This window comes from Paenibacillus sp. P4_A7 (genome assembly GCF_056402455.1).
The window spans coordinates 1-22,284 of record NZ_JBFUHJ010000066.1 but is presented as its reverse complement, the minus strand read 5'-3'; the positions used below and the strand labels follow the sequence as shown (position 1 = coordinate 22,284).

Annotated in this window: 20 protein-coding genes; 5 read left to right on the top strand and 15 right to left on the bottom strand. The window is 42.7% G+C overall.

Annotated features, from left to right (window positions below; translation table 11 throughout):
• Positions 1–121: 121 nt before the first annotated feature.
• The gene (locus tag AC1DWN_RS11900) at positions 122–925 is read right to left on the bottom strand and encodes a class I SAM-dependent methyltransferase (protein WP_477559110.1); all 804 of its coding nucleotides are present in this window, start codon (positions 923–925) and stop codon (positions 122–124) included.
• Positions 926–1,152: 227 nt separating this feature from the next.
• Here AC1DWN_RS11900 and AC1DWN_RS11895 point away from each other — a divergent pair, with 227 nt between their 5' ends.
• Positions 1,153–1,608, top strand: a complete 456-nt coding sequence (locus tag AC1DWN_RS11895; RefSeq protein WP_477559109.1) for a hypothetical protein — start codon at positions 1,153–1,155, stop codon at positions 1,606–1,608.
• A 161-nt stretch (positions 1,609–1,769) separates the two neighbouring features.
• On the opposite strand, the gene AC1DWN_RS11890 is transcribed toward AC1DWN_RS11895, so the two are convergent.
• The 5 genes from AC1DWN_RS11890 to AC1DWN_RS11870 all read right to left on the bottom strand — a co-directional run bounded on the left by AC1DWN_RS11890 (position 1,770) and on the right by AC1DWN_RS11870 (position 6,917).
• Entirely contained in the window at positions 1,770–2,681 is a 912-nt protein-coding gene (locus tag AC1DWN_RS11890) for an STM4011 family radical SAM protein (RefSeq protein WP_477559108.1), read from the bottom strand.
• Positions 2,678–3,976, bottom strand: a complete 1,299-nt coding sequence (locus AC1DWN_RS11885; RefSeq protein WP_477559113.1) for an STM4012 family radical SAM protein — start codon at positions 3,974–3,976, stop codon at positions 2,678–2,680. The genes AC1DWN_RS11890 and AC1DWN_RS11885 overlap by 4 nt, the downstream gene beginning before the upstream one ends.
• A gap of 77 nt (positions 3,977–4,053) precedes the next feature.
• Entirely contained in the window at positions 4,054–4,836 is a 783-nt protein-coding gene (locus AC1DWN_RS11880) for an STM4013/SEN3800 family hydrolase (protein WP_477559107.1), read from the bottom strand.
• 3 nt (positions 4,837–4,839) lie between these two features.
• On the bottom strand, positions 4,840–6,105 hold the full coding sequence (locus tag AC1DWN_RS11875; protein WP_477559106.1) for an STM4014 family protein: 1,266 nt from the start codon (positions 6,103–6,105) through the stop codon (positions 4,840–4,842).
• Positions 6,078–6,917 carry an STM4015 family protein gene (locus tag AC1DWN_RS11870; protein WP_477559112.1) on the bottom strand — a complete coding sequence of 280 codons (840 nt, stop codon included), beginning with the start codon at positions 6,915–6,917 and terminating at the stop codon, positions 6,078–6,080. Before AC1DWN_RS11870 ends, AC1DWN_RS11875 begins: the two co-directional genes overlap by 28 nt.
• Positions 6,918–7,183: 266 nt before the next feature.
• On the opposite strand from AC1DWN_RS11870, the gene AC1DWN_RS11865 reads away from it, so the two are divergent.
• Positions 7,184–7,690 carry a hypothetical protein gene (locus AC1DWN_RS11865; protein WP_477559105.1) on the top strand — a complete coding sequence of 169 codons (507 nt, stop codon included), beginning with the start codon at positions 7,184–7,186 and terminating at the stop codon, positions 7,688–7,690.
• A 367-nt stretch (positions 7,691–8,057) separates the two neighbouring features.
• Positions 8,058–8,606, top strand: coding sequence for a DoxX family membrane protein (locus AC1DWN_RS11860; protein WP_477559111.1), 549 nt, complete (start codon positions 8,058–8,060; stop codon positions 8,604–8,606).
• Positions 8,607–8,689: 83 nt separating this feature from the next.
• Here AC1DWN_RS11860 and AC1DWN_RS11855 read toward each other — a convergent pair whose 3' ends face one another.
• From AC1DWN_RS11855 to AC1DWN_RS11820, 8 genes are all read right to left on the bottom strand, one after another.
• Positions 8,690–10,483 (bottom strand): ABC transporter ATP-binding protein, encoded by a 1,794-nt coding sequence (locus AC1DWN_RS11855; RefSeq protein ID WP_477559104.1) that lies wholly within the window; start codon positions 10,481–10,483, stop codon positions 8,690–8,692.
• 5 nt (positions 10,484–10,488) lie between these two features.
• Positions 10,489–11,421, bottom strand: a complete 933-nt coding sequence (locus AC1DWN_RS11850) for an aldolase (protein ID WP_477559103.1) — start codon at positions 11,419–11,421, stop codon at positions 10,489–10,491.
• A 127-nt stretch (positions 11,422–11,548) separates the two neighbouring features.
• Complete coding sequence (locus AC1DWN_RS11845) at positions 11,549–11,710, bottom strand: paeninodin family lasso peptide (protein WP_477559102.1); 162 nt, start codon at positions 11,708–11,710, stop codon at positions 11,549–11,551.
• A gap of 54 nt (positions 11,711–11,764) precedes the next feature.
• Positions 11,765–13,702, bottom strand: coding sequence for an asparagine synthase-related protein (locus AC1DWN_RS11840; protein WP_477559101.1), 1,938 nt, complete (start codon positions 13,700–13,702; stop codon positions 11,765–11,767).
• A 406-nt stretch (positions 13,703–14,108) separates the two neighbouring features.
• Positions 14,109–15,608 carry a copper amine oxidase N-terminal domain-containing protein gene (locus AC1DWN_RS11835; RefSeq protein ID WP_477559100.1) on the bottom strand — a complete coding sequence of 500 codons (1,500 nt, stop codon included), beginning with the start codon at positions 15,606–15,608 and terminating at the stop codon, positions 14,109–14,111.
• A gap of 1,064 nt (positions 15,609–16,672) precedes the next feature.
• Complete coding sequence (locus AC1DWN_RS11830; protein ID WP_477559099.1) at positions 16,673–18,280, bottom strand: hypothetical protein; 1,608 nt, start codon at positions 18,278–18,280, stop codon at positions 16,673–16,675.
• Entirely contained in the window at positions 18,264–18,980 is a 717-nt protein-coding gene (locus AC1DWN_RS11825; RefSeq protein WP_477559098.1) for an ABC transporter ATP-binding protein, read from the bottom strand. Before AC1DWN_RS11825 ends, AC1DWN_RS11830 begins: the two co-directional genes overlap by 17 nt.
• Before the next feature lie 252 nt (positions 18,981–19,232).
• A complete protein-coding gene (locus AC1DWN_RS11820) occupies positions 19,233–19,775 on the bottom strand; it encodes a Crp/Fnr family transcriptional regulator (RefSeq protein ID WP_477559097.1) in 543 nt (180 codons plus the stop codon).
• A gap of 488 nt (positions 19,776–20,263) precedes the next feature.
• Here AC1DWN_RS11820 and AC1DWN_RS11815 point away from each other — a divergent pair, with 488 nt between their 5' ends.
• Entirely contained in the window at positions 20,264–20,587 is a 324-nt protein-coding gene (locus tag AC1DWN_RS11815; RefSeq protein WP_477559096.1) for a 2Fe-2S iron-sulfur cluster-binding protein, read from the top strand.
• Positions 20,588–20,744: 157 nt separating this feature from the next.
• Here AC1DWN_RS11815 and AC1DWN_RS11810 read toward each other — a convergent pair whose 3' ends face one another.
• Entirely contained in the window at positions 20,745–21,290 is a 546-nt protein-coding gene (locus AC1DWN_RS11810) for a DoxX family protein (RefSeq protein WP_477559095.1), read from the bottom strand.
• A 755-nt stretch (positions 21,291–22,045) separates the two neighbouring features.
• Between AC1DWN_RS11810 and AC1DWN_RS11805 the strand changes: the two genes are divergently transcribed.
• On the top strand, positions 22,046–22,249 hold the full coding sequence (locus AC1DWN_RS11805; RefSeq protein ID WP_475811368.1) for a DUF378 domain-containing protein: 204 nt from the start codon (positions 22,046–22,048) through the stop codon (positions 22,247–22,249).
• Positions 22,250–22,284 lie beyond the last annotated feature (35 nt).

The window sequence follows — 22,284 nt, the reverse complement described above, 5'->3', positions numbered from 1 at the left end:
AGATAGAGGTGCGCACAATTGTAAACACTCCCTTTATAGTAACTACAAATAAAAAATACAGAGCTCCGGAGTCCATAACCTTCCGTGCTCTGTATTTATATTCTTATTAGTTGAAGCCTAATCATTTCATTGCATGTATGGATAACCATTGCGGAAGGGCTGCTAAGGGGTTCATTTTCCAGTTGCACAGATTCTCTAGCTCTTGTTGCGAGAGTGGTTCTCCTTCTTCTTTTGATTCATCGACCCAAAAAGAACCGTCCTCCGCGTACATCTCTTCCATATGTGAAACGTTCAACCCTGCGGAAGTCATAGCATTTAATATATCCTGTATACGCCATTTATACGTGGGTACTTCGCCAAAAGGTCCTGTTGCATCATATGGCTTAACTACGTTAATTTTATCTGCAGCATTTGTTCCGAACGGTCGCAAAAAAGGGTGAATATCAAACATTAAATACGAACCACCGGGTTTAAGAATTCTATGAATATTCTTATACATGGAGTTTAAATCATCAATCCATACGTGAACACCATTTGATGTATATACAAAATCAAATTCATCGCTCTTTATCTTGCTTAACTTCATTGTATCATCACATATGAATGCAATATCCCAGCTATGCTTACTTGCTATATGGGAACTGTTTTCTAACTGTTTTTCCGAAATATCGCATGAAGTCACTTTCGCCCCCATTAAATGAAGCGCAAATACAGCATGGTTGTCACCACTTGAAGGAACACAAACTCGTTTGTCATGCAAATTTGGCAATGCCTTTTTAAGCATGGAATAAGTAGTAGAATGAAAGGCAGATTCCGGGGCTTTAATTATTTTAGAAATAGCTTCATCCGTTCGATACCTTTGATACCATGTTTCTGACCATTCGTTCCAATTGTCTTTAATTGCATCCGTATGATTAACCGCCATTGGGATAGTCCCACCTCCTATAAAACCTATTAATTCTCTAACTTTTATCGCTAATTATCCGCTAGTTTATTTCCAAATTAAAGGGTAGAAATACTTTAAATTGAACAATACTATGCTACTTCTGATAGCTGTGATACGTAAGTAACATAACACCTCGTTCGTGGTTTATAATCATATCGATAGCAAGATGTTTAATATCAGATACCTTATTTTAAGGAGAATTAATAATGGATTTCGACTTTTATTTAAAAGTACTTAAACACCGGTTTAATAGTAACGAGGAATATTGGAATATGAATTTAGTGTATTCGGATGCAACATTTTTTCTGCAAAAGCTAAATAATACTCAGATATTAATAAGATCTGCGGAAATAGAAGTTGTCATAGAATCAAGCAGCTCGATATTAAGTGAAGTCGATGATGAGTTTTTTGAGGAAAACATTAATTTCTCTAATCTAACTAGGGTAGTTATTATAAAAAACGTAGTTTTTCATTCTGCGATTACCACTCATCTAACGAAAATTTTCCAGCTTTTATTATCTTACTTCCACATCCTATTGTTATTTGATCATACATACAAACTGAATATACCTCAATTAGAATTAGTCGCCATGCAGCTAGATAATGTAAGTATAAGCGGTCAAGACTTCATTGTTTTTTGCGACCCAAGCGCAATCATGTAGAAGCCTTTTTTGAAGTGAACTCGTTTATATTATTTAATCAAAATAGGACGGGACAGGAATCTACACCTGCTCCGTCCTATTTAATAGTGAAATGCGATTGAACGATCATAACAGCCGCTCTCGTTCCGTGTTAATTATAAACAAAAAACAGAGCAAAGGAGTCATGACCCACAATGCTCTGTACTTAGAATGCCCGTACGATGGGGCTTCTCGGCTCTCAACCTCTCAGGTATTCGCTCCAGTAGTCCATCCCCATATATATTCTTCATTTCTAGCTCAGGCATATGAATATACCCGATATAACAGCCGCATTTCTTCATCCCGCATGGACGTTCAGCGCTTAGGCCTTCCAGTCCGTCCCGATACAGCTGTCCGATGACTCGTCTATCGCTATAGCATCTTTTGACGATACCTGAGCCCTGCACATAAAAAACATTCGAGCCAGCAGAGCATCGTCTTCCGAGGCTGTTATAATCTACAGTATTCAGCTTAAAGTGAGGATCAATACAAGTTAAATGTTCTATTTCATCTGTCTTGTAATATGAGCTTCGATCCTTAAACGCATTAATCCATAAATAAACGTCCTCGGGAAGCAAGCTGCGCATTTGCTCGATTGCGGCGAAAGCACTTCTTATACCAACTGTGCCTACGCTGAACGGAATACGCTGCTCATATAAGCTCATACATTGACTTAGAAATTTGGAATCACTCGTCTGACCAGGATGATAGGTGACCCAGAAGGCAGCCTTCTCTTTATTCAACTGCGCAGTCCAGTCAAGCTTGCAGGACAGGTTTGTCTGAACAGCTACCTTCTCGATAAACGACATCTGAGACAGCTCAATCATTGCTTCCCGGTACCAGCGGTGAACGAGTGCTTCACCATATGGATTAAAAAAGACAGACAACCGATGCCCAGTCTGTTCCTGACTGCGAATCCATTCCATAAAGGTGCTGAGCTGCTCCTTGTCCTTCTCAAGTGTTGCTTTGCTATCCTTTGTTTTGCTGAACGGGCAATACGGGCAATCATAATTACAAGAAGACAGTTTTCCACGATAATACAGCACCGCATTCATCGTATTACATATCCTTCCATCAATTCCCGTACCTCATCCGAAATAAACTCGTCTCCGATTGCATCAGAATAGGCCATACCTAGTGTTGTAAGCTGTAAAATGCCCTTCTGCTCAACTGCAAGGCCAATGCTGATCAGCTCGTAAATATCCGAGTACTCCTGCATCGCATCGGTTCCGAATCGCTGCTTATAAGCAGCAAGCTCCAAGCCTTCTCGATGCAATAGAGCCTTTAATATAAACCTGCGCTTCTGTTCTTCTTCATTTAAAATAAAGCCATAATCCGCCTGATCGTATCGTTCGGCTGCCACGTAGTCCGCAATTATGCTTCTTGTTGCAGCAACGCTTACTCCATAACGCGAAGCATAATGAAAGCTTCTTGTATAGGAACGGGCACCGCAGCCAAGACCTGCCATTCCTTCCTCTTGACAGCTAAATGGCAGTATTTGCTTATGAGTTACCTGAGCCGCCTTCGCGAACCTGCGCATCGAATATTGCACATAGCCTGCAGCTTCTAACCGCTCACGCGCGATATGGTACAGCGTCAAACGAATATCTGTTCCTTGCTGACGTATCTGCTCCGGCTTCAAAATCGTATTCTCACGCGTATATAAAGGGTAAATGAAAATCTCACCCGGCTCGTAGCTGATCGCTCTCTCCAAGGAATAAAGCCATGTATCCTCGGTTTGTCCCGGCAAACCATAGATTAAGTCGAGGTTCAAGAGAGGAAACGAATACTCCTTTAAGATTGCTAACGCTTCTTCCGCTATTCGCGGATTTTGCGGTCGATATATAGCAGCAGCCTCTTCATCAATGAAACTCTGAATGCCCATACTTACCCTATCTACTTGGCGATCCTTAAGAATACGCATGCGAGCCTCTGTTACCGTTTCCGGTGAGGTTTCTACCGATATAGATGCCTGAGATGGGTTTAAACCCATAACGCCTTCTGCAATATCAAACAAACGATTTAATTGACTGGCTTCAAGCAAGGTGGGTGTGCCCCCGCCTATTGCAAAGCGAGAGAATGTTTTGTCTTTAAACCAAGGCGCCCATTGCTTAGCCTGCCGTTCAAGCGCATCGACATATTGCTCATGAGCGTTCGTCCTTCGATCAGGCAGCGTAAATAAATTACAGAAGCCGCAGCGGGCCCCGCAAAAAGGGATGTGCATGTACAAAAAATGATAGTCCGTCTGATCCTGCTCCCACAGCTGCTTCAGCGACTGTGCGGGCTGGATATCCCGATAGGCGGTCTTATGCGGATAGGAATACAAATACGAACGATACGGAGCTTGCATCCATCTCAGCTCCCGTTCTTTAACCTCAGGAGAAGCTATTTGCGAAGTCAGTTTAAGCATACTTCACCCCTTCCTACTCACAATATAAATTGACGATATGGCACATTCCATACGACTTCATGAGCCAATCGATGTCCCTCATACCCATCCTCTCCATACGCCGTGCCATGATCGGAGAACACGAGGCAGAGCGTCTTGCCGCGCTTACGCAGCGCATCGAACAAAATACCCAGCTGCTCATCCACATACCGAAGCGCTGCGCGTTGTGTTTCTATAGAATCCTGTCTTGCTCCAGGAATAAAATAATGATTTGGCCCGTGAATGGCCGAAACGTTCATAAATAAAAATAACCTCTCGGAAGGATCAGCCTTCTCCAGAAGTTTCAACGCATGATTAACCTGATGTTCAGTTGAGCGTGGATTGGTCACACCAAAGGTCATCCGCCAATAGCTTTCTTGAAAATAACCAGGCAGCACCTTAGCGAGCTTATTTTTCTTCGTAAAAAAAATAACACCACCGATGCAGATCGTCCGGTAACCAGCACCCTGCAGCCCAGACACAAGATCAGGAGCATCGAACAACCATGTATTTGGATTTGTTCGGAGACCTGTATCCTTTGTATGGAACAGCCTTATGTGAGAGGCTTTATCCGTATCCGCAGGAGTCGGCAGAAAGCCTCCAAAAAAAGCATGATGCGCCGCATAGGTAAAGCTACCTGGCGTATGACGCTTCTCCCACGGCCCGCTTCTACAAAGGTTTGGACAGTTCTCTTCCTCCAGCTTCGCTACATCGTACCGCAGCGTATCCAAAGTGATCATCACAATGTCGTGCGAGCCAACGATTTGATTCATATCTAGCATAGGCTATTCCCTTCTCAGCAGCTGATCCGTTTGCCATTCATAAGTATTCATCCCTTCAAACTCTACGCCATAAAGCAGATCGCCAAACGGATTAATATCAATCGCGTAGGTAGCTCCACTCCCGCGTTGCACGAGTACGTCCACCCCTGCTATTGAAGCTCCTGGGAAAGCCGACATTGCCGCGGCCGCAGTCACGTTTATCGACTGCTTCAGCTCGCTGGAAAGCAGCTCATCAACATTCATTTTACGTTCATTACGTAAATGCAAATTCGTAATAGGTGTGCTGCTTAATCGCAGGACCGTGTGGCAGGGCTTTCCGTTTACCATAAGCTGGCGCACGTCAAACGACTTGCCGCTTACGTTTTCCTTCTCAATCCAGCGTTCAATATGTACGCCTTCCTGGCAAAGCCAGTCAACTATGCGCCTTATAACCGCTGAATCGCGGTAGCGGCGCATTCGTCCTGCATTGTAGAAGATCGGCTCGCCCACCCTTTCCTCTATGCCGATTGTCGTAATCGCGAGCTCAGCTCCCGTTTTGGGGTTGGTCTGATAAGCAATTACACCTGAAGCTCCCGAGCCGCAGGCTAGTTTAATGAACAATCGCGTCATGCCGCTGGAAGCAATTGCGGCTTGAAGCGTATCATAATCGGTTATAGTACCTGCCGGAGCTGGCAGCGCAGGCAGACTGACACCTAGGCGCGACATCAACTGCCAGCAGTTTCGTTTATCGAACATCGCAGCAATTACTGCAGGAGCGTTCACCCACTGAACTTCAACATTCGAAAAATCAGCATCATGTTGAAGAGCGGCAAGAAATCTGCAATACCCACGGTACCATTGCGCCGGGTAGTAGATTCTGCCCAGCTCCAAAGGAAGCTTGAGCGCTTCCTCTGCTGGTATGGATGATAAAATGGCTCTATCAGCTGCTGCTGTACCTTCATACCAATAAGCATCGTTGCCCTCTCGATTAGCTGCTCCCCAAGCAATTAACTCCCGTTCAACAATGGGATCCTCGCCAGGTGCATCCAAACGAATAATAATCGTTCCGCGGCCTGCTAACGACTTCAGTACGTCTACGAAAAGCACGGAGCCTGTAAGCAAACTCTCATAGGAAATAAAAGCTGCCGGAGTAAGCCCTAGCTTACTTCTGGCAGCCTGCAAACCATTCGTTCGCTTATTCCCCGGGTTCCCAATGAGCAGAAATGGACTCTCAACTGCGTTATCCTCTCGACATTGCAGCACTACTCGGTTAAGAACGGATAACGCCAATCATCCTCATCCGTCTCCTGTTGATCTGTTACATCAACCGAGATGCCTGACTTCTTCCAGCGTCCTACCATTTCATCAGACATATAGTGATAGCTTAAATTAAGATGCTTTAGCTTTTTGATACGATCACTAGCTAGTAAAGCTTCAGCTCCCTCATCGGTTAGCGTGCCGTAGGATAAATCTAGTACTTCTAATTGATCAATGATAGGAGCATTCGCAATCGCTACTGCAATCTCATCTTGTATTTCACTGTCCTTCAAGCCTAAATAAGTAAGCTTAGGGAACAGAGTAGGCTCAATCAGCGGGAGCACATCTTTCAAGCCGCCATCGAACCCATAATCATCGACACCGAGAAAAAGCTCCAGTCTACGCAGATCCGGCAGCTTGGCTTCTTTTATCTCCTCAAGCACTGATGTAGGAAGTCCTCCGCAAATAATAACCAGTTCCTGCAGCTTCTCATGCACAAGCGGCTGCAAGCTTAATTCTTGACTTCCTTTAATAGTTAACGATGTTAAATTGGGAAAAGCGGTTAGTATTGACGAAAGGTTCGTCTGATTAATCCAAGAAACCTCGCACTCTTCAGAGCTCATATCTCCGATAAAAAGCTTCGTCAATTGAGGAAAATGATCCTTATGGCTGTTCAGCGTTTCTAAAAAACTGTCTGGCGAATTCTCATAGGCCTGACCCCATTCACCGATGGTTAGAATAGACAGCGTCGCGGCATCTGGGCCCGTCGCCAATTTCTCAATTAAATCTGACATTCTTACGCCATCTTCATATTCATCATAACCAACTGATAAGCAGATTTCGATCAAAGATATCCCTCCAAAATTTCCATATACTAAGAGGTTAGCACGTTCCTTTTTGATGAGTCAATGCTCCTATAGTCTTATGAACTACGATAATAAGTGATCATTCTATGGCTATGTCCCGTACGAGTTAAAATAAAGTTTGTTAGATTCGAAAATGCATCATTAAAAGGTATTTTGCATTCACGATCATCGAATGTCCCGTTTGACAGTTGCCATGTGTTATATAGATTAGAAAGCAAATTTCTCGAAGGGAGGGGATCGATCTGTTGATTCGCACTTCCGCCCCTGTAATTAAGGAGCCGGAAAACCTGCCAGCTGGGTATAATTTCAAATATGGCAGTGTCATGCCGCTCCTCCCAAATGAGCATGACGATAAATCGTCAGCAGAGAACACCAGGCTGCTCGAGTCGTTTCAAAAAAGAGCCACTGCAGAGCCAGACCAAGATTTATTCATCGAAGAAGTGAACTGGTCAGCAGCGAATATATCGGAGCTTGAATATGAGAATAACAACTTGGCGACTATTCGAATCAGGGCTTCGAAAAACATGACCAGCATGGAGATTTCCTTCTCATCTGAATATACACAGGAGACACTAGATATTGGCGGCACTAAAACGATTTTCGCAATCGGCGGCATAAACGGTTTTAAGAGATTTAATGCAGCATGGTATGACGAGGCTAAGAATATACATTATGATGTGACAGCCTCAGACAATAAGGATCTGACAGAAGAACAGTTTAAGCGTATTGTAGAAAGCCTGATCAAGCAATAGAATACCACCCCTAACCAATAACTGGGTCTGGATTATCATCTGCCGACCTGGTTATTGGAATTAATAATCAAACTAACTTTTCACAACTTAGCCAATGTATGTAATAAAAATACTCGAATTATTTTTATAATATTTTAATTATATACACACCTCACCTCCTTATAAGGCACAATAAAAGTGTGTTTTAAGGTAAATACTCATTAACTAACTTTCCTTAATTTATTTAATTATGTTTTATTTATATACACTTTACCTAAACAATTACTTTACATTTTCCATATTTAATATATGATAAAATAAATATAACCTAAAACGAATGGAGATGATGTTATTGAGTATTAAAGATGAATTAAGAGGCAAAAACATTATGGTTCCAGAGAACCCAGTATCAAATTTCTTGTTTAATAACACGAGATCGGGTCTATTGTGGTTAGTTATCCGACTATATCTTGGTTATGCTTGGCTAAATGCAGGTTGGCATAAGGTTACAAGCGACAAGTGGGTTGGAAGCGATGCTGGAGCTGGGCTGACAGGCTTCGTTAAAGGGGCACTAGGCAAAGCGGCGGATGGAAAAGACGTAACAGGATGGTACGCATCATTTTTGGAAAATATGGTGCTTCCTAACGCGAAACTATTTTCATACTTCGTAGCATTCGGTGAGTTACTTGTTGGTCTTGGCCTAATACTTGGATTATTGACTGGCGTAGCAGCCTTTTTCGGTGCATTTATGAATGCGAGCTTCCTCTTCGCAGGAACTTTGAGTACTAACCCTTTATTGTTCATCCTTGCGACATGGCTTGTGCTCGGTTGGAAAGTTGCAGGATGGTATGGTTTAGACCGCTGGGCGCTGCCTTTCCTCGGAACGCCGTGGAATTTCCGTAATCGCGATAAAAGTAACAACTCCGTTTCCTCATAAATAGTAGTGACCCCTAAGAAAAATTCTTCTTGGGGGTCCTATTTTTTTAAATCCGATTATTCGTGCAAAGACTCGCACCTTCTTTATTTTGCTTCCTGGATATCTAATAACTGACCGAACAAACCACCTATCTCCGTGGATAGCTGCTTAAAACCTCCCTGCTGGATTAACCTGCCCTTGTCCAGTACGATAACCTGATCAGCATGACGAAGCGTGGACAATCGATGAGCAATAACAATAATCGTCATACTCCCTCTAAGTCGCTCGATCGAATCTTGAATGATAGCTTCATTCTCGCTGTCAAGCGCACTTGTAGCCTCGTCCAAAATAAGAATAGTCGGCTTCCGAAGTATCGCTCTTGCCAATACGATTCGTTGACGCTCTCCACCTGACAAGCGTATGCCGCGTTCACCGATCACCGTTTCCAGCCCCCCAGGCAGTTGCCGCACTAATTCGTCTGAGGCTGCGAATCGCAGCGCCTCCCACATTTCTTCATCCGTTGCATGAGGGGCAGCTGCATAAAAATTTTCTTTAATCGTAGAGTGGAATAAGAATGGATCCTGAGGCACATAACCTACGGAGCCCCTTAATCTCCTCGTCAAGTCCGCGCTTAACGCCATACCATCAATCAACACTTGACCCTTCTCCGGTTCGATAAGCCCGATCAACAAATCGACTAGTGTACTTTTGCCTGCGCCTGATTTCCCTACTATAGCCGTCATGCTGTTGGCCGGCATTCTAAAGCTAATATCGTGCAGCGCATAGGCTTTCTGATTGGAATCATATCGATAATATACGTTTCGATATTCAATAGCCTTTTCTACGCAAATATTTTCCGTTTGAGAGGTAGACTGCATCTCCATGACTTTAGCCGCCTTATAGTCCTTCTCCAGCTCTATTAAGCTATTGAAGGCTGGAAGCGATTGCGCCAGCTGCTCCCAACGGTTCTGTATGGAAGCAAATCGTGGCCATAGACGGGAGAAGATCACAATAATAAAAACAAGCTTTTCGGCCGGCACTTGAAAGAAAACAACAGACATAAACATAAAAAATGAAATTAAAAATCCGGATACTATTTTGTGATAAAAAGTCGAACGATTTTGTAGTCTCATAAATAGAACGGAGTTTCGCTCCATCTTCTCGCACAGAATGCGAAACCAACTCACATGCTGCTGCTCCATCAAATTGCTCTTGATTTCTTTGATACCGTTAAAATGGTCTGTCATACCCGCCATATAGGCTTGCGTCAATTCTGAAGCTTGATTACCGTAAGCACGAGATTGTTTCAAGAACCTGCGGGAATACAGCGCAAGAGCAATACCGCAGAACAATATGGTTAAGGTCATTTCAACCGACAGCCATAACGCAATAAATATTTGAACCAATGTGAACAGCCCCATCAGAAGCAATCCAAGAAAAACATGCACCCCGTAATTCACCCGATGAAGCTCAGAGGTCATCGTATGGATGAGATCGGCTTTTCTTTTTTTCAAAAAGAATGACCAATTTGCCAGCATAATTGATTCATAAATTTCCAATCGCAAATACTTAACAAACCCATGATTTATTTTTTCATTCATAGACGACAAATATCTAAATAGTATGGCTTGTCCGGTCCACATCACGAAAAAGATAATTAATGTAAGCGAAAAAGCGTGCTCAGCAGGAAATTTTTTTAACGGTTCAAGTATCGTTGAAAGGAAAGGGATAGTTCCCGATGAAGCATCAAACAGACCGATCAGACCGAGCATCGCTGCCAGCAGGAAAAAGCCAAAGCCTTCAATCATACTTATGATCATCATCCCAATTAGAGGCACATACAACCTCAGGCCTGCGTAATGATGTAATTTTCTTATATAAATCAACATATTGGCCATAGACGCTAAGCTCCTTCTTTGATTGCTTCCACAATGAACGCTGTAAGTGACGTAATGTCGCAGCCTGCTGCCGGTCTCACTATCCGATATACTTTTGTTTTTGAGGCCAAGCCAACTGCTGCTTCGAAATGCCACTTCGTCAGTCCGAAGTATGGAATGAGAAAGGAACGATAGGTGTTATTCATCAGCATGGAAAGACTCTCAAGACCGCCATACTCGGTAATCCGGACGGTCTCCGCTTGCTCGCATTTGACCAACTCAAACACTCCACCAAGCGGTAACGGATCGCAGCAGAATTGAGCGTGTACGGGTATTGCATATTTTTGGTCATACAAGACTTGGCTGCCCGATGAATCTTTACCTAGTATATCCATACTTTTTTGCCAAAGCTTCTGCTGCGGATAAGCAGGGTGTATGAACGGTACGTTCATAGGATCCAAGCATCCAGATAAAGCTAAGACATCATCACTTAAAAGCGTATAACCAGATTCTAGAAAAGCGGCTGCGGTCGTAGATTTCCCTGCTCCGGAGTCTCCTACAAAAGCATAAGCCTTTCCGTCGATTGCAATCGCGCTGCCGTGCAAGGGCAATATCCATCGCTGCATTAAGAGCGCTCCCATACACGTTCCAAACAAATACAATCGGATAAGTTTCTCATTCGCTCCAGGATGTGGGCTTATAATGATTTCCTTACCTTCCCGAACGCAAAATATGGCCACATCTGGAACATTGAAATAAAACTCCTTATTGTTAAACCCATAATTTCCTGCTGGAGCCCCATGCTCTTTCCAGGCGTTCACTAAATCTCCCTGACGGATACGCACATCTGCCATCTTCGGTTGTCCCGATGCGCAGAGCAGCTCAAGAAGCTTAATCTCGCTTTGAATGGTTAGTCCAAATGCAGAATACATCGTATCAAGAGACGTGGACATCATCATATGTTTAATCTGCCTCACCCTCATTCAACTTTTTTAAGCCTCATTCTTATCATTATTAAAAAAAGCCCTTATACTCAGAACAAGTATAGGGGCTTCACTTCCCAATAGCTGTAGGGAATACAACGAATTAAGATTCAAGTTCAACAGGGTCAGTCCCACACTTGATGGAGTTATTATGTCCGTCATTGTTCGCGTCGGGATTACACCAATTCGGTCCACCCATCGTCATCGATACCGATAGCACTTCCAACGTTGGCTGTTGCCAAGCCCGCTTTACTAGCTTTGTCATATAGAGTCACCTCCTTTCATAAGAAAAGGGTCAAGCGTATAAACTCTAATAACTTTAAAAACATTGCTTAACAAAGCGATAGGCGATCAAGCTGCGCATTAATAACCTTGCATCAAGATCAAAAGCATATTCCAGCTTCGGCTCCGTTCCTAACTTTTCAAGTGATAGCTTTATTTGAGGAACATTTAAGTAATACGCGGCGGAAGAGTCTCGGCAAAGCTTTTGCAATTGATCCCTGAACGCTCCCCAATCCGGCAGCATCCGATGTATCCAATCAGCTCCCTGCACGCCCCTTGCATGAATATTCATCCTAACCATATCGGGCAAATAACCTTCCGTCGATCTTCGTATAAGAGAGCGATCGATTCCATCCTGGATATATTGCTCGTGCGGCAAAGATAAGCAGAAGCGAACGACTCTTGGATCGCAGGTCGGATCACGCTCACTGACTGCATACGGCAATGACATCTTCGTCGTTGACGTACCGATGTGGTTAGATACAGAAAAACGTTGAAATTGATTGTTTCTTGCGGTCACCTCATCCGGAGCATAGTCCGTGAGTCCGACATGATGAGACATCAGCTTCTCCACTACCTTCGTTCTAGCGGCAAAGTCGGGATGGATAACCAGCGGGATATCAGACCTCCTCTTGGTAAGTACCGATCTAATCAAATAAGCATAAGACTGCTTGGCAATAATCGGGATAACGACAGACTTGCCCGTTCGCATAACCGCTGTATAGTGATTTAACTCTTGTAAAAGATTCGGCCAACGAAGAGTACGCAAAAGCCGCGCATAATGATCGATGGGATCTCCCCACGAGATCGTATAGTTGCCTCTACTGCCGTTTAGAATAACGCCTACATTCTGTTCACGGGACTGCTCCAGCATACCCGTCAACCAAAATGAGTTTTCGAAAAACTTATAGGGCCCCTCCATCATCTCCAGCATGGTATCCATTTCACCAATCGCATTACGACCTTCAAAATCTAAATAGTTTTCCTCAATATTTCCGATATGGCGGGCCATTGCTTGAATGTAGGGAGTTTCATTCGGAATTAGACTTCTCGGCGTCCAGTCTTTAAAATCTGCTGATGGGACATAGCTATAGGCGTGCAACACCTTACCTGCCTGAGAAAGCGGTTTCGCTGCGAAGCTTGCAACAGCGCCGGAATCTAGTCCACCGCTTAATCTTATACCGACTTGGCGATGCGTTCGCAGCTTCGAATCTACAGCCTCCTGAAAGACCTCTCGAAAAGCTTCCACGTAATCGCCATTCGTTTTCAACTTAAGCATAGGAGCCGGTGCTGCCAAATCATCGTATTGCTCGATAGTGACGACGCCCTTTGCCACTGTAAAGGAATGGGCTGGCGGCAATTGCTTTATTGCACCATAAGCCGTGGAATGAACATCAATCGTATCCATCATCATAGGAATAGTCAAAAATTCGGAGAACCATGATTCATTAAGCACTTTATGTATGCCTGGCACTGTAAACAGAGGATTAATAACTGTAGAGAATGCGAAACTGCTTGACGAATGGTGATAATACAACGTTCGCCTGCCTAACAAGTCACGTGCTCCAAAGAGCTGACGAAGGCGTTCATCCCAGATAACAAAGGCATAATCACCTATTAAGTATTTGGGAGCATCTCTCCCCCACTTCATGTAGGCCGCAAGAATAAGTTCAGAGTCCTTGATTGTTTTCATTACGCTATAATCAATTTCCAACTGATCGCATAACTGCTTTCTATTGTCGATTATGGCATCAGCAGTAATGACAAGCTCACTGTTTGTATCATAACGAGGAAGCTCTTCGTATATGGATTCCGGTGTAACCCATTGTGCATGACAGCCCAATGACAGGCAATCACTGCGCCAAATTTTCACTTCATCCGCAGGATATTTCTGCAGCGCGTTCATCATATGTATAATAGTTTCTCCAGATGAAGATTCATCGTTCAGATCCAGAATACCGGCAATCGCGCTCAACTTTTCGCCCCGCTTTATCTAATCATTATTGTTCTCTAATAAGAACGTTTATATGATCAGATTGTAGCATATCCTTTCTTCTTTGTAACTATATATATTGGGGTATATCCTAAGAAAAAAGACTTTATTTTTTTCTGAATAAAGAGTAAAAAATGAGCATTTGTGTCATAAATTAAAACCTAGCATCACTCCATATATCATGCGTTAAAAAGAACGCTTCCATTTTGAGATGCTCCTACATAATAATACGAAATTTAGTATTTAATAGATGCATACTAGTTTATGTTTCGATATAGGCATGCCAAAGTGCTCACTCTTGTTCAGGGTGAGCTTTTGGTTTGATGGTAGAGGACATTCCCCACGTACTCTGGTATGTCTATTCTTCTATAGCCTATTTTTACAGACATTATATATTAATATATATGGACCTCATATCGCCTTTCCATGTAACTACTGCTCCCAGTGCTTCTGATACAAACTTTAATGGCACCATGGTTATACCATTGCTTAACATAGGCTTATGAGCAAATGATTTCACTTCCCCATTCAAAATCACTTCCTTTGAATTCGGAGAAAAACTTAACGATATATTATTTAAGTTTGCTTCAACCCTCGAATTTACGGGGTCCCACTTTACGACAGCTCCTAGCGATGCAAACAATTCCCGAAAAGGTATGTAAGTTGTAGAGTTAATGATTTGAGGCTGAGTATTATAGGATTGAAGCACATCATTAACGAATATAGATATCATTTTATATTTCTTGATATCATACCTATTTTCTTCCATCCAAGCTCCTTGATTCAAGTTATACGGAACAGGCTTAAGTATTGCTGGACCATCACTAAGAAACTGATAGCGAGGCGATGCAACGTAGCCTCCTGTATCAGGATCAAAGGCATAAATTCGAATAAAAGGATCAGAAAAAAAATTGTAGTGATTAGTCTTTATACTAAATATCCCATCCTTATTTATTTCATCCTTATCTAACACAAAGAAATTTAACTCATCACATTCTCTAGAAGGAGGACATTGGATTACGTTACTATTATTATACGCATAGCGTAAATTGGGATCACCTCCTGAGAAATTAAATGTATAGTTATACATTGTGTTGTTCCTTTGATCCACAGAAACATACATTACTTCCTCTATTTGAAAGGATTGAAGTTTGGGCATTTCTAATTTCCTGACAGTAGATTTCACTCCCGATATTTTTTCCCAGTATTCTCTTAAGCCTGGCACTGCATCCCCATAAGGTATGTTTTTGTTAGAGGGCTCAGTCCAATCTCTAATCGTATAACCTGATCGTATACGATCTGTTCTTGCTGCCGGACTTGCATAGAACATCATATAATCACTTACGACCAACTCTTCTACTCGCCATTCATAATTCGATTCCCCAACTCCGTTGTATCGCCATTCAGTAGGGTAAAGATCTAGATTCCTCATCTCTCMCCATTCACTCCAAGAATTTTTATATTTTAGCTCAGTTTGTCTTTTGGTTAAATAATACATTGTAAAATGATGTCCATATTCATGCGCTAAAGTACGTTCCATATCTGCGACAGTGGTTCGAATAACTCCAAGCGCAAGTGAGATGGAGTGATCATTCGGGTTATACTGACCCGTTACTCCCTTTTCATCTGATACACCATAATGATATACGAGTACCTTTTTCAGCAGTTTTATTTCTTCGCCATGTTTATTCTTTAGCAGAGCTTGAGATAGTTCTTTCAATTTCTTACTATCCCATTTCTCTGAGTAGGATATAAAGCTTATCCCTTCTTGTGATACATAGCTACCATATGAACGAGGAGTCGTCTCTGCAGCATCCGTACTTTTACTATTCATCACGAACATTGCAAAGAAGCATATAGCTATTACAAGGAAATACTTTAGTTTCATGAGTGATCTTCCTCTACCTTTGATTTTTATAAATTGCTGGGGTGATGCGCCATCCGATTGATTTCAATGCCCTTACTAAGACAAATGAACATTCTCCAAATTTATCACTACATCCACTCATAGCGGGATAGTTGATATTTGGCTTAAGACTGCAAAGCTGTCGAGTTTGATAGTACCTGAACTCGCAGATGTGTCTTCCTGAAATCCCCTAAATTGAACGATGGTTTAAAACGATCTATTTATTTGTTGATAGGATTTGCTTTATAGGAGACYAATCATTGGCAGCTTGGAGGCCATATTCATTTAGTGTCATAATGTGAAACTAATGAGTTTCTGTATTGAATTAGCGATAGATTAATTTCAGAATATGAAACTAATCCATCAAAAAGAGGGCTAAGATCGCGTTCAACCAGCAATTAAGTTCATCCGTTGACACTAAATTGCAGTTCACCCTATTGCGACCTCATTTAGTTTCAGAATTTGAAACGAGGGCGGTGGCACACGCGTAAGCCGCTTGGCCTTTTTCTGGCGACATAAGCTCGTTTCACGGCGAATTATAAACGTGAATTTTGTACTCTCCTACATGTATTAACCGTTTCCAAACCACCTTACCTTCTATAAAAAACATGAACTAAACCTTTAGACCATTTCTATATCAGTTCTTCAAAGAGTCGTAATTACCTCTTATAAAAAGTTAAATTTCGACATAAAAACTATATTTCTGCACTTTATTGAATTTCTTATTGTAGATTCATATTTGTTGACCTTATAGCTGTAATTAAAGAATTTACCCTATACTCTACAACTACAACGAGTGCTTCTGTTTTCGCATAAAACAAAAAAAATCCGCCCTTAAATATGGCGGAAGTGTGAATTTTATAAAATTAGCGCTATTATTATACCATAAATTTACATAAAAATCAAGTATTGCTTCGCTCTACGCCTCAGTGCTAAAACAGATATGAGGTGAAAAATAATGGAGAATAAAAGCTTAACTGCGCTCGTCAGTGCTTTTTCAAGAGCGTATCTCTTGTGCGATGTGTTCAAATCTTACAAAAAAACATTCATTTCACTCGAAACGTTCTCGGCCCGTACTTCTGCACTAGGACAAGTGCAACAACCAGGTAAATTAGCATCGAAGCAAATACAATAATAGTAAATGAAACTGCCGGTGCCCTCAAAATAATGCTAATTCCGCTCGCCGATGACACGACCATGTTCACGACAAAATACAGCGGGTTTTTCATATTTAGCTCCGTAGAATACGGTTGGAAAATATAATACATAAACAAATGATGCACGGTGAAAAAAATGGCCAGCGAAATAACACAGATCCAAAGCATAAGCAGTTCTCTGTTAAGCCAATCCCCTCCGGCCACCATGGTTATAGCTGTCAGTGACACCCCAAGAGCGGCGGCAATCAGTAGATTCAAGCTCACCACTTTTCTAAGTCGGATCAGATAATGCTTATATGCCGCGCTGCGATAGAAGCTGTACCTCATCAGACTAAGATCACAGTTATAGAACATTGCTTTGCATATATTCTCTCCTATGGACATGAAGTACATAATCAGAATCAAGAAGGGGAAAATCATTTTCAAACTCCATTTCAGTTCCTGTAGCTGCACCCGGAATAGAACCATAAGGATTACACCTACCACTCCGAAAGCACCGATGATCGCTAATCGCTTGTTAACAGGGCTGCTGATCAGGCTGCGATGTCTGAGGAAGAAGAGCACGTTCAGATAAGCATAGCCATCCTTTGTCTTAAGCTCATCCTGCTGTTTTAGGCTTACGTTATAGTCACTATCCTTCGACTTGACACTCTTCTTCTGCGCATCCGTCATCATACGACCTATATCCAGCAGAGGATCATCCCTTTGGCTTGCGGCATCAACAACTCCTCGGTATCCGGAATAACGAGCTAGCCTAATGGCTGCGAACAGTCCTCCAGCTGTAATAACGATACAAACTGGCAGACTCAAAAGAAACGATTCAGTTGACAGAACCTTGCCCAGCAGAAGCGGCAAATACGCAGCGGCATATCCAACAGTAAGGACGCTCCAGACGAGGGCGGTTTGTTTTATCAGCACAATGCCGGTCTTCTCAAAAAGCTTAAGATGCCCATACTCCATCAGAATTCGCCATAGTGTGATCAATAACGTTAGCAGAACCGCATCTATGATGGACGCTCCCAAGAGTGTGCCAAACAAAAGCATGGCAGGCAGCAAATACACCAAAAAAGTCACATAACGATACCCAAGTGTAGCTAGCATATATCTCGTTGGAGACAATCTCATCAGCTTAACGGCTACATATTTCTCCCGCTTCGGCTCAAGCACAGTAGCACTGCTGACTGCTGCCACCACAAAGCTGATTATGGTGAAAATATGTATAAACTGCCGCAGCTGATCCGCCTCTGGCAATTCCTCTCCAAATCCGACAACAGGCAGGTATACAAGTAGCCCGAGATACATGAATCGAAGCATTACTCCCCATAACTGGGTTAACAGCAGCATAATAACAGAAACGGCTTTTTTAAAATCCAAATTGGCGTAGTAGCTGTTCCTTATTAGCTTGCCAATTAGCGGCAGCTTCTGAATGTAATAAATAAGCAGATTTGCCTTAATGGATGTTCGAATAGCCAGCAGCGTATTAAGCGTTCTCAGCATGGGATTCATCCTTCAACAGGTTAATGACGGATTGCTCGAATTCCGCGCTATGCAGCAGCTCTGACGGCGCGGCAGACAATTTCCCTTTGTTCAATACAACCAGCTCATCACACAGATCGGAAGCCAATTGCAGAATATGCGTGGAGAAAATTAAGATATGATCATTCTTCATCTCTCTTAACATATTCTTCATCTCCAGAGCAACAATGACATCGAAGGAGGTGAGCGGCTCATCGAGCAGAATGATCGGTGGCTTCGTTATGAGAAATAGCAGCATCTGAAGCTTATTTTTCATTCCGTGCGAGTAGCCTTTAATCAGCCTGTGGCGATCCTCCGTTGTCATGCTCATCATGTCAAAGTAATAATCGATCGTCTGCTCCTCCTGAAGTTTACCCCGATTAATATCCATAAAAAACTTCACAAACTCATAGCCCGTTAAAAAATCGGGCAGAATCGGCAGCGAATACACATACCCAACATCCTGTTCCCTTAACTTTCGAGTGCGGCCATCCTCCTCCAGCAGCACCTGTCCACCATCCATGTCCTTCTCTCCGCTCAGGCAGTCGAACAACGTCGTCTTCCCTGCTCCGTTGCGACCTAGCAGCCCATATATCTTCCCTTTTTCAAAGGTGAATTCGACTCCTTGAAGCACCTGTTTATCCACAAATCCCTTGACGATATTCTCTAAGATCAGACGCAATTGCTGCTCCTCCATTCGTGTTAAAATACTTAATTCCTAATTTTGTACGAAAAAGGAAACGAAAAGTCTCGGATTTTAGTAAAATAGGAGATTCCAACTCCTTCATCCCCCCTTCGACAAATATACCGTAGCTCAGTAAATGCGATGATGGTGATATTTCCCACGTTGTTTTTTGCCTAACGAGCAATAAAGCCAGCCCTGTGTGGGCTGGCTTTACTCGGGTTCGACCTAAGGGGCATTCATATTGAAGGGTTATTTAAAAAACAATCCCGCATCCGTTGTCGGATTTTTCGGCTTGCGGTGGAAGACACGATCGAGTCCTTTRTKCATAAGCGGAAGGACGAAACGGTCTAGTCCGAAGCGGCCTGCATTAGCACCGGCGAAGAGGACAATCACTCCAAGAAGCAGAAGCCAAGGGTTAGTGCTTACAGTACCGGCGAACATAAACATGAAGTTCATTAAAACACCGAAGAAAGCGGCAGTGAGAGTCAGTGTACCAAGGATGAGTCCAAGTCCTATAAGAAATTCTCCCCACGGAATGATGAAGTTGAAGATCTTAATGTTCGGCAGTGCAAAGTTTTCTAGAAATGCATTGTAGGTTGGGTAAACCGCCTCACCTGTAGCTTTATCCATCACCGGGTTGTTAACAGCTGCATTGAGGAATCCCGTTGCGTCAAAAGGTTTTGCTCCCGTAAGCTTATGCCATCCAGCGGTTAACCAAGCATACCCAGCTATGAAACGGACGATAATGACTAGTATACCAGCGATTTTATTCTCTCTCCAAAATTTTAACATGATACTCACTCCCACTCTTCATTCTTAGTTTTGAATACTTTGGATATTAAAAAATTGACTTATCGTGGTTAGATTGGCTGCAAACTCATCGATATTATAGATCGTAATCTATTCATCGGGATCACCGTCCTCGTTTAGTTCCTAGCTGCTAATAAACTTGTTGTATTTGATGTCTTCATTATAAGACGTAAAACAAACAGACATTGTGATTTTAATCACAATGTACTCGCTAGAAGGTGAACACTTTGTGAATAAAATCACTAACTTTTTTCTTATCTCGAACTAGTCACATAAGGTGTATCTATTGCCATACGCCGCTACAGCTCGAAACCTCAACCGGATTCCTGCTATCAGAGCTCCAATCACTCCAAGCTATCGATTTCTTTTTGATAAAATGGCTACAAAATTGGACTTATTCACGAAGCTAATGGTTTAATATAAGCGGGTTAAGAAAATATGAGGATGAACAATCCGAGGAGGAATGGCCAATGCCGACGGTTCAAGTAGAAGGAAGAGACGCTATTCAGGCAGTTGAAGGTACGAAGCTCGTGCTTGCGTTAGAGGATAACGGGATCGACATCCTTCACCGATGTGGTGGTAATGCCAGGTGCACGACATGCGCCGTAGAGGTGCTCTCTGGTAATGCGGGCGAGATGGAAGAGGCAGAAGCGACAGTCCTCCGTAACAAAGGAATCGAGGATGCCGCTATCCGACTATCTTGCCAAATTCGGCTACATAGTGACGTAACGGTCCGGCTTATCAAGACAGCGACTTCTACAGGCTTGGAGCCCGGAACTCGTCCCCAGGAGTGATCAAACCACATTGACGAACATTCACTCGGTCCCTTCCCTCTATAACGCCGAGCTGATTTAATGCCGCTATCGCGCCTTTGACTAACTAGCAATAAAGCCAGCCCTATGTGGGCTGGCTCTATTGGGGTTCGATCTATGGGGCATTCATAATGAAAGGTTATTTAACTAACAATCCCGCATCCGTTGTCGGATTTTTCGGCTTGCGGTGGAAGATACGATCGAGTCCTTTATGCATAAGCGGAAGGACGAAACGGTCTAGTCCGAAGCGGCCTGCATTAGCACCGGCGAAGATGACAATCATTCCAAGAAGCAGAAGCCAAGGGTTCGTGCTTACAGTACCGGCGAACATAAACATGAAGTTCATTAAGGCTCCGAAGAAAGCGGCAGTGACAGTCAGTGTACCCAGGATGAGTCCAAGTCCTACAAGAAATTCTCCCCAAGGAATGGCGAAGTTGATGATCTTAATGTTCGGCAGTGCAAAGTTTTCTAGAAAAGCAGTGTAGGTTGGGTAAACCGCCTCACCTGTAGCTTTATCCATAATCGGGTTGTTAACAGCTGCAGTGAGGAAGCCCGTTGCGTCGAAAGGCTTTGCTCCTGTAAGCTTATGCCATCCAGCGGTTAACCATGCATACCCAGCTACAATACGGATGATAGTGACTAGTATACCAGCGATTTTATTTTCTCTCCAAAATTTTAACAACATGATACTCACTCCCAATCTTTATTCTTAGTTTTGAATACTTTGGATGTTAAAACATTGACTTATAGTTGTTAGATTAGCTGCAGCCTTGCCGACATTTGAGATCGCATTATATTCATCGGGATCACCGTCCTCGTTTAGTTTCTGGCTGCTGATAAACTTGTTGTATTTGATGTCTTTATTATAAAACGTAAAACGAACGGACATTGTGATTATAATCACAAAGTTTGTGCTAGAAGGTGAACACTTTGTGAATATATTCACAAAACTTCTTAGAATATCATTTTCTCCTGAAGTCAGGGCTGTACGGTATATCGTCATGATTCTGAGTTTGCGCTCAGCTTATGGCTTCATATGAGTACTTTTAGAAAGTGAGTGTTGACCTCGTGTTGGTTCGGAGTATAAAAAATACATCACTCAAGATGTACGCCTCTTATGGTGATGTATCCAAATCTTATATACTGTTGCGCTATTCGACACTAACTCTTCCCCAATTGCCACTGGATTCCTGCTGTCAGAACTCCAATCGGTCCATCAATTTGTGCACAATTAAGTTGCCTCTAATCCACGATAGGACGCTTTTTTGTCTAAAAGAAATGTAGAAAATGCGCAATCCGTGCACGCGAAAGATACGGCTTGTATGGCATAACCTGCGACCGCTACTCATACACCTATAGTAAACAACCAAGAATCAGCATACCTCCATTTGACAGTTGCACAAAAAAGTCAGGGAACCCCTTTAAGGAGGCTGTTGCAAAATGAAAGTACTTAACGTTATCAGTCTTATTCTTATTATCATCGGAGGCTTAAACTGGCTATCAGTGGGATTATTCAAGTACGACGTCGTCAATGAAATTTTCGGGGGAACGGAAGAAGTTGGATCACGAATCATATATATCGTCGTCGGTGTTGCTGCCCTTTACGCTCTCTCCCTTTTCACGAAGGTAGCAAGCAAAAACTAAAGGAAAAGGACAGTAACCGCAGGACACGTCTGGGT

Excerpts from the sequence above, each read along its gene's own strand:
- AC1DWN_RS11900 (WP_477559110.1), bottom strand. The coding sequence starts at position 925 with ATGGCGGTTAATCATACGGATGCAATTAAAGACAATTGGAACGAATGG.
- AC1DWN_RS11895 (WP_477559109.1), top strand. The coding sequence starts at position 1,153 with ATGGATTTCGACTTTTATTTAAAAGTACTTAAACACCGGTTTAATAGT.
- AC1DWN_RS11890 (WP_477559108.1), bottom strand. The coding sequence starts at position 2,681 with ATGAATGCGGTGCTGTATTATCGTGGAAAACTGTCTTCTTGTAATTAT.
- AC1DWN_RS11885 (WP_477559113.1), bottom strand. The coding sequence starts at position 3,976 with ATGCAAGCTCCGTATCGTTCGTATTTGTATTCCTATCCGCATAAGACC.
- AC1DWN_RS11880 (WP_477559107.1), bottom strand. The coding sequence starts at position 4,836 with ATGCTAGATATGAATCAAATCGTTGGCTCGCACGACATTGTGATGATC.
- AC1DWN_RS11860 (WP_477559111.1), top strand. The coding sequence starts at position 8,058 with ATGGTTCCAGAGAACCCAGTATCAAATTTCTTGTTTAATAACACGAGA.
- AC1DWN_RS11855 (WP_477559104.1), bottom strand. The coding sequence starts at position 10,483 with ATGGCCAATATGTTGATTTATATAAGAAAATTACATCATTACGCAGGC.
- AC1DWN_RS11850 (WP_477559103.1), bottom strand. The coding sequence starts at position 11,421 with ATGATGATGTCCACGTCTCTTGATACGATGTATTCTGCATTTGGACTA.
- AC1DWN_RS11845 (WP_477559102.1), bottom strand. The coding sequence starts at position 11,710 with ATGACAAAGCTAGTAAAGCGGGCTTGGCAACAGCCAACGTTGGAAGTG.
- AC1DWN_RS11830 (WP_477559099.1), bottom strand. The coding sequence starts at position 18,280 with ATGCTGAGAACGCTTAATACGCTGCTGGCTATTCGAACATCCATTAAG.
- AC1DWN_RS11815 (WP_477559096.1), top strand. The coding sequence starts at position 20,264 with ATGCCGACGGTTCAAGTAGAAGGAAGAGACGCTATTCAGGCAGTTGAA.
- AC1DWN_RS11810 (WP_477559095.1), bottom strand. The coding sequence starts at position 21,290 with ATGTTGTTAAAATTTTGGAGAGAAAATAAAATCGCTGGTATACTAGTC.
- AC1DWN_RS11805 (WP_475811368.1), top strand. The coding sequence starts at position 22,046 with ATGAAAGTACTTAACGTTATCAGTCTTATTCTTATTATCATCGGAGGC.